Genomic DNA, 9,660 nt, shown 5'->3' with positions numbered 1-9,660 from the left:
TACGGGCTTACGTCGCTACTTTTCGCGTCACCTCTAGCGCGGCACCCCGCGCTGATGGTGCCTCGGCGGCGCGCCGAGGCACCACGCACTACTCCGTACCCAGACGCTTGTCCGCCTCGCTGCGCATTGCGTCGATCTTGTCGTCATACTTGCCGCCAGTCGCCTTCTTAGCAGCCTGGGCAGCCTTGTCGAGGCCGGCATCGGTCGCGTCTTCGCGCCCCAGTGCGTCCTGGGCCTTCTTCTTCAGGTCGTCGAGATTCATGATCTTCCTCCCGCTCGCTACATCAGATACAGGCGCCAGCCTAGCGCGGTCAACATAACCGCGCGGTGCATAACGCTCCAGCGTGACAGCCGCGCACACCCTTCGCGCGTGAGACTGCCCACACGAAACCGCGCCGGTTAGACTCCAATGCTTGCGTTCCCTAAGATCGAGGCGTCGGGAGGTATCGCCTAGTGGCCTATGGCGCTCGCTTGGAAAGCGGGTTGGGTGCAAGCCCTCGGGGGTTCGAATCCCCCTACCTCCGCGAGCACTACCCCGGAACCGTTGAGATTTCGGGGTTTTTCGTTGAAATAGCGCGGTTTCCCGGTGGTCGCCGTAGTGCCCTGATGTGCCCTAGAACCCCCTAAAGAACCCTATTGGGATCGGGTTCAGGATCGGGTTCGTTCGGTTAGGCTGTGCGGCATGATTCGCGCTACTCGTTGGGGTTCGATCGTGGCCACGCGGCAGGGACGCTATGAGGCGTCACACGCGGACCCCGAACGGCCGGGTAAGCGGCGCTACAAGACGTTCACGCGCAAACGTGACGCGGAATCGTGGCTAGCGGCCCAACGGGTCCTGATTGAGCGCGGCGAGTGGCAAGCACCCGGGAAGCCGGCCAAGAATCGGCGCGTAAGTGTCCTCGAGTACTCCAAACAGTGGCTTAACGATTTGGAGGCGGCCGGGCGCTCAGCGAACACGCTACGCACCTATGGCACGTTGCTACGTGTCCACATCCTGCCCACGTTCGGCGACACCGCGCTAAAGGCTGTCAACGAGGACGACATACGCGCGTGGCTGCAATCCTTCCCACGCGAGCGGGCACGCACACGCGTCAATGCCTATAACGTGTTCCGGTCGCTGTTGAGCGCGGCAGTCGACGCGGGCCTGCTCGAGCGTGTGCCCAGACCGGTTAAGGGCGCGACGGCTGCGCCGCCGTTGAATGAGGACGCCAGGGCGGCGCGTGAGCGTATCGCCAGCCCCGAACAGGTCGACGCCATCGCGGCACGTATGCCGGATAGGTTGGCGATAGCGGTCTATCTCGCGGCATGGTGTGGGCTGCGTTATGGCGAGGTCGCGGGTCTCGAGCGTCGCGACGTCGATATGGCGGCGGGCGTGGTCAAGGTTCGGCGGGCGGTGAAGCGGGACCCGCGCGGGGCGCTTGTTGTCGGCCCGCCGAAGTCCGAGCGGTCCCGGCGTGACGTGCCGATTCCCCCGCGAATCCGCGACACCCTCGCCGCGCACATGTCGCAACATGTCGGCCAGGGTGCGCGGGCGTTGGTCGTTTCCAGCGCCACGGGAACGCATCTTTCAAACCGCACCCTATTGCACGCCTACCGGCCAGCTGTGGACGCGGTAGCGGGGCTGAAGGGCTTCGGGTTCCATCAGCTGCGGGCAACGTGTGCGTCGCAACTCATGGCGACGGGCGCGACCCCGGTCGAGATTATGGCGATCCTCGGGCATTCGGATTGGTCGACGTCCCTGCTGTATCAGCGCACCCCGCGCGAACGCCTAGCCGCTGCTATGGAGCGTCTCAGCGACGACGCCCTATAGCCACGACAGGCCGGCCCGCCCGACAAGCCACGAAGACCTAGCCGGGCGGGCCGAACTGTAGGACGGGGCCTATTCGGTCAAGGCGATATCGTGCTTGACCAGCAAACCCTTATAGGTCTCGACCAAGGCCTGCAATTCCTCCAGCTCACAACGTAGCCGCTTAATCTGTTCGTTGGCGGCCTGTAGCTGTTCCTGCACCTGTGCGAGCTGCTCCGTCGCGGATTGCGCGACCGTCATCGCCGTGGTCGACAACCCCATAGACGCCGTCGCCGCGTCGATCTTGTCCTTACGCTTGGGCAACAGCGACATGCACCCGGCGATAAGGGCAGGGATACACGCGCCCAGGATCCCAGCGGTTACGGGGTCCACGTCTCGCCACCCCCTTGACCTTGATCGCGTAGGTCTTGCAGCTTCTCAGCGAAACGGCGTTCTTGGCGTAGCGCATAGAGTTTAACGGCGGCAATCCCGATAAGACACCAGCCCCACCCCCACATGCTCCACGCCCAGGGCGTAACCAGCATCGGCGGCAAGACGTGGCCAAGGCCGCCGGACATGAGGACAGCCCACCCGAACGACTCGCACGTAAAGGCCGGACGCAAGTTACGACCCCACCAGGCCCGCCCGATAATGACACACACCCCGCCCACGACCAGGAAGGTCGAGGCGATATCGAGCGCCGCTATCGCTAAGCCAGAAGGCACGTGCGCGATCTCGATCACCCGCCCACCCGTGGCGCACGCTATCGAGGCTAGGACACCATGAAGGATGCACCAGGCGGCGACGATCATCGACACTGGCGAGCGAATCACGCGCTTAGTCTGCACACGCATAACCCCGCCCCCTTCACTCGGCGCGGACGTGGCGTCCGCTAGGGGTTAGCGTGTCCGCGTCCGTGGCTTGTGTCGTCCGGGTCGGGTCGGCCAGCGACGTCAACACGGACAACACGACCGCCCCGCCCGTAACCGAGGCCAGCGCGAGCCAATCCCACTCGAGGACACCCGCCCCGGCAGTCGCCAACAGCGCTAGGGCCGCTTGCGCCGCCGTCTTAATCGCACGCTCAACCAGGCCCGCCCAAAAACGGCGGTCAGCGTAAACACTCTCAGTCATGATTGAAGCCCCTTCCCTAATATCCGAGCTTTTGATTAAGCCAGGTCTGCCAGGCCTTCATCGTTTGCGCACCCATCACGCCATCGGCAGGCACGCTGAGGGCGGACTGTAGTGCCTTGATCGTGTCCGGCCCCAGCAAGCCGTCCTGCGTCGTCTTCACCCAATATTGGATAGTGCGAACCAGCGTCGACCCGCCGGACCCGTATCCGACGGCGGTCAAGGCCGGCCAGAATCGGGCGTTGGGCTGCCATTGGCCCGTAATCTTCCCATCCCTCGGGGTGTTGTAGACGGCCTGCGCCGCCGTGACCGTGAGCGCCCCGCCCACACCATCGACGACGAGCCGCGCAGGCTTACCGCTGCTGCCAGTCGACGCGGGGGCCGCGGCTGCGGCATAGGCGGGGCGGATAGCTCCGCACGCCTGCGCGGTGGAACGGACCCGGCGGGCCACGACACCGCCGTTAGACTGCGAACCGGCCGCACCCGTCGACGTGTTGCCCTCGATCGTTTCCATGACGCCAGCCCGGACCCAACGCACGAAGAACCCGATATGATCGGCGATCCCGTCACCATTCCAGTCAAACGGGATAAGGTCGCCCGGCTGCGCAGACGCCACAGGCACGAGGCGACCAGCGCGGCGAGCCTGATTAATCCCGGACGGCACATAGGCAAAGATCCCGCCCGGCGGCATAATCCCGCTCTTGACGAGAACATACGAGGTAAACATTGCGCAGTACGGGACACCGTTCGCCCCGAAGTAGGGCACGCCGACGCGTTCGGCATACCAGCGCCCGTATTTCGTGCCCGTCGCGGGGTCGCTCCACCGCGAATAGCCGACCTCGCTAGCGGCCAGGTTCAGGACTTGTTGAGCTGTGGGGGCCATCAGTTGCTACCGCCTTCCGTGTTGGTGTCTTCGCCCGTGGTGACGTCGTCGGGGCTATCGGGCGTGCCCGTCTCGACGAGCAGGCGATACTGCTCTTCGTGACTTGTCTCGGTCGTATCGGTCATCGTGTTTCCTCCTTGTTTTGGGTATGGAAAAGCGCCCCAACTGCGAGCAGGTGAGGCGCTAGAACAGGTCAAGCGGCGTCAGGCCGCGTGGTGTGGGTGTGTTAGATGATCCGGAAGGTGAGCGCGAGGGGGACCGTCCAGCCGGGGGCGGAATCGATCTGCGAATACCATTTCACCGACAAAACCCCGGTTGACTCGGTGTAAACCTCGCACGCGGCCACGCCCCCGCCACCGTCCTTCACCGCGACCGTCGCGCCGACATATTGCGTCTGCTTCGGACGGTACCCCTCGGGCAGGGTCGCGATCCTCGCGAGATCCCCGCCGGCGTTACGCTTAGCCGCGCCCACGATAAACACGACATCGCCAGAACGTGACACCTGGACAGGGTGCCCAGACACGACACCCCACCCGGTCGCCAGGGGAACCGGTGTCCAGTCAGTCGCCGCCGGTGTGGCGTGAAGAATCGGATCAGGCATAAGTCTTCATTCCCTTCTCATTGTTCGCTAGTGGGTTGAATCCATAGGTCGGCGTCTGTCATCTGTGTCGGGCGTACCGTGCCAACCCACAAACACACGACGACACCGGCAGGCCGTGGCGCATACGCGTTCGTGCCATGCCGCACCGCCCCGACATTCTCAGGCCCGGGCGGGCCTTGTTCCCCAGGGGTGCCCGGGTCGCCTTTCGGGCCGGGCGGGCCGGGTTCACCCTGCGGGCCTTGCGGACCCGGGTCCCCCTTCTCGCCCTTCACACCCGGCGCGCCCGGTGCCCCGCCACTAATCGCCAGATTGTCCAGGGCCTCATGTGCCCGCGACAGTCCGTCCTCAATATGGTTAAGCGCGGCGGCATCAATCGGTGTCAACCCTTGCGGGCCATCGCGCCACGCCTTCGCCTCATACGCCACAATGCGGCCCCCTTGTCTCTAGATAAGCCACCAGACGGTAGCGGTGATCGTGGCCTTAACCGTGCCCGCCAATTCGGCCGGCAACGTGGCTAGGCCCTCCACATCCACCGCTAGCGGCGCGTGAACGTTATGGGTTTCGGTGAGGGTTTCCCCGGTCCACGTGCCCGACGTGGCGTAACGGTTCCACGTGCCGTAAGAGTCGACACCGGGCGTGTCTGTCGTCTTGATTCGCCCGCGCACGTCCCCGCCATCGCCCATAGGGGCCGCGAACGTGAACGACCCGGTCGCGTGGATAATCGCCCGGTTCGCCCACGCCGGGGCACTGAATTTGACGCCGGCTAGGCGGGTCCAGTCCGCGCCAATCCCTGCGGCCTCACCCGTCGCGGCCTGTAGCTGCGGGGCAATCCCGATATTGGTCGGGGCGATAGCGGCCGCGTCGGTTTGGATCGTCCCGCCGTCCTCGACAACGAGACGCCCACCCGCCGCGACCCGGATCGCGGCACCGTCCTTGACTTCGAGCGTGCCCGTCGTGATCGTCGACTGGCCAAGCCTACGCGGCGTCGTCTTTCGGATATCGTCACGCAAGCCCGCGATCACATGCGCCAGGGTTGTTGCGCCTGCGGGTAGTGGAATGAGATCTGTCATCGGTTCTCTATCCCCTTGTCTTCACTCGGTTCGCTAAGCGACGCCACGATTGGCGTGACCTTCGTGCCTTCAGGGTCCACAGACCAGCCGACGAGACGTAACACCTCATCAAGGGTCAGGGCCGGGGTGTTCGCGATAATGCGGACGTCGTCGCCCATATCCCAATCGACCCCCAGACGAGGCGACGCGTCGAGCGCCTGCGACAGCGACAGGACCCGTGTCCCCGTCGATAGGCGCGCTAGGGTCTTTTCGGCTTTCGCTTCCAACGTCGCCATCTCGGTCACGTTTTGGGCTTGTTGGCGGACCTCGAGACGCGGATAGCCGGCCCATTCTTGTTTTAGCGCGACATGGTCGCTAGAAATCGGTTTCGTCTCGCCCTCGCCCTCACCCGAGACGACGACCAGCGTCGCGGCTTCCGACTCGCCCCAACGTTCCTCAAGCTTGAGATCTAACAGGCCCCCGGGTATCTCGAACACGGCCTGCGGGCGGGTCGCGGCGACACCAATACGCGGATAGCCGACGTGAAACACGTGCTTTATGCGTGAGCGTTCCCCAGGCGTGGCCCATGCGGTTTCAATCCACCACTCGGGGCCATCGATGACGCCCGACAGATCGGTTAGGCGCTGTAGGACGGTGCCGGCCTCGTCGGTGGTGTATTCGCGATCGCGAAGAACACCCGTGGCCGGGGCGTCGATCTCGATAGGAATACCCGCGTCCAATGTGGACGAGACAAGCCACGCGGCTATGTCGGCTTGATCGGTGCGGTCAAACCTGCGGGCGGGCACATACCGGCGGCCTAGATAGGCTTCCAGCGAGGACGCCGAGATTTCGACCTTTTCGCTAGCCGCGTTGAATGTGCGTGCGGTCGGGATACCCGCCCACCAAATCCGGCCGTCATCCGAGGCGAGGACGAACACGACCCGCCACGGGGCCGTATAGCCAAGCCAGTCACGCGGACAGGCCGGGTCAGCGATCGGCAGGCTAAACGACGCCGTCGTTGTCGTCATCAATGCCCGCGTCACGTCGCCACTCGGGCGCGTCGGCAGTTCGGCGAGGATCTCGCCGGTCTTAATGTCACACGAAAACACCTGTAACACGTGGCGTGCTCCCTTCCTACTTGTTGCGGTTCGTTACCGACACCGCGCCAGCGAGGACCGTACGGGCCTTCGGGACGCTAGGGGCATACACGGCACCGCCCCACACACGCACCGGCCACAACTCGCCCGCGTCGTCACTCACCACGCCGGCACCACTGGCCCCGGTGTGGTTTGGCAGGCTAGCCAGGATCGGGGAACTACCCGACGCGACAACATCGACATGGACGACGCCACCCGAGGCGGTGGCCTCATACGTGACCAGCCCAGAGCGTGCGCCAGGCCCCAAGACTGCGCTTACCGGGGTCGGTGAGCCGGCTAACGGCGTCGGGGCGGCCTTCACCGTTAGGGCCGGCTCGCCCCGTGCCGGAACGGTCACCGTGGCTAGTGTGAGGCTGTGCGCGGGGGCTTGGGGTTCTTGCGGATCCGCCGCCGGCGACCCCGTCACGATCTCGACGACACCGCCGATATCGTCCCCGGTCACGATCGCGCGGGCAACAATAAGGTCGATCCGCGAATATGTGGCGTGTGCGGGCGTGAGCGCGAGCCGGGTCTTAGAGTGATTCAAAATCACGAACGACCCCAGCGCCGACGTCGCGATAACACCCCCAGCCGCCACCGATACGGCCGCCCCGTCCAGGGTGACGTCCATGCCACGAACAACACCGGGCTCGGCCGTGAGCGGGCGCGGTCCCGGCGCGAACAGCAAAGAGAATAGGGCGCGCATATCCTCGCTCGAATACTGCGGCCCGCCCGTGTCGTTGGCATCGATAAAACATGCCGTAACATCCATAGCCACCCCTCCTAAAGGGTCGTTTCCACATAGTCGATATGAAGCCGGGTGGACTCGTCGGCCCCCTCAGTCCGCCACGTGATCGCGTGCGGGCCGGGGTCTAGACGCGGCCACCCGTCCAACCAGGACCGCCGCGACGCCCCGCCCAGTTCGACCCGCCGCGACTGCGGGTCGATCGTGAGGGTCTGGCCAGCCAAGACGTGCCCGCTTATGCGGGTCTCCCATCCGGCATCGTCGCTAATCGTCGCCCCGGTTAGCGGGCCTTCGATCGTGAACAGGACGCGGGCCGGTGTCGCGGTCGTGATGTCGAAGATCGCGCGCCGGTCCCCATCCCCGCCAGCCTTGAAAATGAACGGGGTGACGGTCGGGAAGACCATGCCGCCACCGGCCCGGCCCGCCACCAGGGTTCGGCGTGTCCAGTCGGGGCGGCCCGTGTGCCAGGTCGCGGCCATCCAAAACGGATCAGGCACGATAAGCGGAATCTTGATATCGGCCCGCCAGCGGGTGATCCGTTTGACCTCGACCGCGTCGCATACCTGCGCGTCAGCCAACACGCACCGGCCATACTCGTTCACCACGAGCGGGGCCGCGGATCGCCACGGGATATGACGGCGTACCCATTCCAGACGCCGCACCAGCCCAGCCGAACCGGCAGACAAGGGCGCGGCGATTGTGGCCGAGATGGTTACCCGTCTAGCCGCAAACAACCCCGACGCGGCCCATGAGCCATCACGATAAGCCCGCTCCCCCGTCTCAAGCCGCATATCGACCTCATGCAAACCGTCGACCCCGGTTAGCCAATACTGCCCGCCCTCGCTATCGGTAGCACCAAACACGACCTCGCCGAGACGGGCCGCGACAGGGGCGGCAGTGAAGTCCAAAACGAACCCACTACCCGCCCCCGTGTTCGCGTCCGTATTGGGCGGCATCTGCGTGATTGAACCGGTCGGGACATCGATCCAACCGGGGAACGTGGTAGCGCCGGGGAAAGTGACCAGACTCATTAGGCTCTCAACTCCTCCAAGAGTCGCCGCGACACCCGGTCGGCAAGTATCGCCTCATCGACCGGGCCGGCCGCGTGAATATGCAGATTGACCTCGGTCGGGCCTGATCGCATCGCCTCGAACTGGCCAGACGTAAACACCGGCTCGGGTTTGCCCGTAAAGTTCGCGACCGTGTGGATCCCGGGCGGCAACAGGCCGCCCTCGTCGAACTTGTAGCGGCCAACCGTCGGCGAACCCCAAATGGCCCACTCGATCGCGACCTTGTGAAAGCCCGGTTCCTCGACCAGCTTCGACCCGCCGGCATAGATCGCGACGTGATAGGCCGGGTCACCCCAAAACAGCAGATCGCCCGGGACTTTCGATCCCCAAGCGATCGGTTTCGAGGCCGATTGGAAGCCCGCCGCCGTCAAGCGTGGCGCCTTGATCCCCATCTTGTTTAGCGAGTAATACACCAAGCCGAACAGTCCAAGCCGGGGGGATTGACGACCCGCCCCACACATACGGGGTGCCAAGGAACCTGCGGGCCATGTTGACCAGTCCGACACCCGCCGCCGACTTCCTCGGTGTCGCGTTTGAAGAAGTCGCGCACCGCGTTAGCTAACAGCTTCGGGATACCCGCTAACAGGCTTCCCCATTCGGTGTCTTTGATCTGGCCTAACAGGGCACGCGCGGGGGCCGTAATCAGGTCAGCGAACGCGGCGAGCGGGTCAGATACGACGTCGGCAACGAAGTCGCCGGCGGCCGTCACCTTGTCCCACGCGGCCGACGCGAACGACGTTATGCCGCCCCAAATGCCGCCGTCCTTGAACGCGCTATAGTGCGTGCTCAGTCCGGCATCGCCCCACGGGGCGAAGCCCTTACCGCGTGAACGGTTCACGGCGTTAAGCCATGCCGCCCCGCCGAGGCGACGCAACGCGTCAGGGCGAATGATCCCTTCACCACCAGAGAGGTCAATGACACCGCCGGTAGGTGACCAGAACCTATGCACGTCACGCCCGGGCGTATAGCCCGGCAAGACGCCGCCCTGCGCGTACCCGCTCACGGGGTTCAGCTTGGGTAGGCGGGCCTTAGAGCCAACCTTTGACGCGATCGTATCGAACGCCTTCTTAATCCCGTCGTTGTAGACGGTGTTAATAATGAAGTTCACCGGCTTCGCCGCGACCCCTTTGATCTTGTCAAAGGCGCTCTTGATCGTGTCCTTCATCGACGTGAACGCGTCGCCCAGGGTTGAAGCGGCGCTTCTCATCTTGGCAAACACGTTATCGCGGATGAACCCCCACACGTGGAGATGACCTGCTTGA

General features: G+C 64.6%; 14 protein-coding genes and 1 tRNA gene. 2 read left to right on the top strand and 13 right to left on the bottom strand.

Going from position 1 to position 9,660, the window contains the following annotated elements; all coding sequences use genetic code 11:
- Nucleotides 1-88: 88 nt before the first annotated feature.
- Nucleotides 89-262 (bottom strand): Rv0909 family putative TA system antitoxin, encoded by a 174-nt coding sequence (locus tag H8R18_RS01400; RefSeq protein ID WP_191071910.1) that lies wholly within the window; start codon nt 260-262, stop codon nt 89-91.
- A gap of 177 nt (nt 263-439) precedes the next feature.
- Here H8R18_RS01400 and H8R18_RS01395 point away from each other — a divergent pair.
- Together H8R18_RS01395 and H8R18_RS01390 are read left to right on the top strand one after the other, a co-directional pair.
- Nucleotides 440-524: transfer RNA gene (locus tag H8R18_RS01395), tRNA-Ser, on the top strand.
- A 158-nt stretch (nt 525-682) separates the two neighbouring features.
- Nucleotides 683-1,810 carry a tyrosine-type recombinase/integrase gene (locus tag H8R18_RS01390; protein ID WP_191071909.1) on the top strand — a complete coding sequence of 376 codons (1,128 nt, stop codon included), beginning with the start codon at nt 683-685 and terminating at the stop codon, nt 1,808-1,810.
- A 69-nt stretch (nt 1,811-1,879) separates the two neighbouring features.
- Here the strand turns inward: H8R18_RS01390 and H8R18_RS01385 are convergent, their stop codons facing one another.
- From H8R18_RS01385 to H8R18_RS01330, 12 genes are all read right to left on the bottom strand, one after another.
- Nucleotides 1,880-2,179: a hypothetical protein gene (locus tag H8R18_RS01385; RefSeq protein WP_191071908.1), complete on the bottom strand. Its 300-nt coding sequence runs from the start codon at nt 2,177-2,179 to the stop codon at nt 1,880-1,882.
- A complete protein-coding gene (locus H8R18_RS01380; RefSeq protein ID WP_194189332.1) occupies nt 2,167-2,640 on the bottom strand; it encodes a hypothetical protein in 474 nt (157 codons plus the stop codon). Before H8R18_RS01380 ends, H8R18_RS01385 begins: the two co-directional genes overlap by 13 nt.
- A 13-nt stretch (nt 2,641-2,653) precedes the next feature.
- On the bottom strand, nt 2,654-2,917 hold the full coding sequence (locus H8R18_RS01375) for a holin (protein WP_191071906.1): 264 nt from the start codon (nt 2,915-2,917) through the stop codon (nt 2,654-2,656).
- A 16-nt stretch (nt 2,918-2,933) separates the two neighbouring features.
- A complete protein-coding gene (locus tag H8R18_RS01370; protein ID WP_191071905.1) occupies nt 2,934-3,797 on the bottom strand; it encodes a CHAP domain-containing protein in 864 nt (287 codons plus the stop codon).
- Nucleotides 3,797-3,922, bottom strand: coding sequence for a hypothetical protein (locus tag H8R18_RS09460; RefSeq protein WP_263406229.1), 126 nt, complete (start codon nt 3,920-3,922; stop codon nt 3,797-3,799). The genes H8R18_RS01370 and H8R18_RS09460 overlap by 1 nt, the downstream gene beginning before the upstream one ends.
- 101 nt (nt 3,923-4,023) lie before the next feature.
- The gene (locus H8R18_RS01365) at nt 4,024-4,398 is read right to left on the bottom strand and encodes a hypothetical protein (RefSeq protein ID WP_191071904.1); all 375 of its coding nucleotides are present in this window, start codon (nt 4,396-4,398) and stop codon (nt 4,024-4,026) included.
- 443 nt (nt 4,399-4,841) lie between these two features.
- Nucleotides 4,842-5,468, bottom strand: a complete 627-nt coding sequence (locus H8R18_RS01355) for a hypothetical protein (RefSeq protein WP_191071902.1) — start codon at nt 5,466-5,468, stop codon at nt 4,842-4,844.
- Complete coding sequence (locus tag H8R18_RS01350) at nt 5,465-6,556, bottom strand: hypothetical protein (RefSeq protein WP_194189331.1); 1,092 nt, start codon at nt 6,554-6,556, stop codon at nt 5,465-5,467. Before H8R18_RS01350 ends, H8R18_RS01355 begins: the two co-directional genes overlap by 4 nt.
- 25 nt (nt 6,557-6,581) lie before the next feature.
- Entirely contained in the window at nt 6,582-7,355 is a 774-nt protein-coding gene (locus H8R18_RS01345) for a hypothetical protein (RefSeq protein WP_191071900.1), read from the bottom strand.
- An 11-nt stretch (nt 7,356-7,366) separates the two neighbouring features.
- Nucleotides 7,367-8,359: a phage distal tail protein gene (locus tag H8R18_RS01340; RefSeq protein WP_191071899.1), complete on the bottom strand. Its 993-nt coding sequence runs from the start codon at nt 8,357-8,359 to the stop codon at nt 7,367-7,369.
- On the bottom strand, nt 8,359-8,811 hold the full coding sequence (locus H8R18_RS01335) for an NlpC/P60 family protein (RefSeq protein WP_194189330.1): 453 nt from the start codon (nt 8,809-8,811) through the stop codon (nt 8,359-8,361). Before H8R18_RS01335 ends, H8R18_RS01340 begins: the two co-directional genes overlap by 1 nt.
- Nucleotides 8,796-9,605, bottom strand: a complete 810-nt coding sequence (locus H8R18_RS01330) for a hypothetical protein (protein WP_194189329.1) — start codon at nt 9,603-9,605, stop codon at nt 8,796-8,798. The genes H8R18_RS01335 and H8R18_RS01330 overlap by 16 nt, the downstream gene beginning before the upstream one ends.
- Between the last annotated feature and the right edge of the window lie 55 nt (nt 9,606-9,660).

This window comes from Nanchangia anserum (assembly GCF_015240065.1).
Taxonomy (GTDB): domain Bacteria; phylum Actinomycetota; class Actinomycetes; order Actinomycetales; family Actinomycetaceae; genus Nanchangia; species Nanchangia anserum.
Note: the sequence above shows the minus strand (reverse complement) of the source record. Positions and strands in the feature narration are given on the sequence as shown.

Bases quoted from the DNA above. Each gene is read 5' to 3' on its own strand.
- H8R18_RS01400 (WP_191071910.1), bottom strand. From the start codon at position 262: ATGAATCTCGACGACCTGAAGAAGAAGGCCCAGGACGCACTGGGGCGC.
- H8R18_RS01390 (WP_191071909.1), top strand. From the start codon at position 683: ATGATTCGCGCTACTCGTTGGGGTTCGATCGTGGCCACGCGGCAGGGA.
- H8R18_RS01380 (WP_194189332.1), bottom strand. From the start codon at position 2,640: ATGCGTGTGCAGACTAAGCGCGTGATTCGCTCGCCAGTGTCGATGATC.
- H8R18_RS01375 (WP_191071906.1), bottom strand. From the start codon at position 2,917: ATGACTGAGAGTGTTTACGCTGACCGCCGTTTTTGGGCGGGCCTGGTT.
- H8R18_RS01370 (WP_191071905.1), bottom strand. From the start codon at position 3,797: ATGGCCCCCACAGCTCAACAAGTCCTGAACCTGGCCGCTAGCGAGGTC.
- H8R18_RS09460 (WP_263406229.1), bottom strand. From the start codon at position 3,922: ATGACCGATACGACCGAGACAAGTCACGAAGAGCAGTATCGCCTGCTC.
- H8R18_RS01365 (WP_191071904.1), bottom strand. From the start codon at position 4,398: ATGCCTGATCCGATTCTTCACGCCACACCGGCGGCGACTGACTGGACA.
- H8R18_RS01355 (WP_191071902.1), bottom strand. From the start codon at position 5,468: ATGACAGATCTCATTCCACTACCCGCAGGCGCAACAACCCTGGCGCAT.
- H8R18_RS01345 (WP_191071900.1), bottom strand. From the start codon at position 7,355: ATGGATGTTACGGCATGTTTTATCGATGCCAACGACACGGGCGGGCCG.
- H8R18_RS01340 (WP_191071899.1), bottom strand. From the start codon at position 8,359: ATGAGTCTGGTCACTTTCCCCGGCGCTACCACGTTCCCCGGTTGGATC.
- H8R18_RS01330 (WP_194189329.1), bottom strand. From the start codon at position 9,605: ATGAGAAGCGCCGCTTCAACCCTGGGCGACGCGTTCACGTCGATGAAG.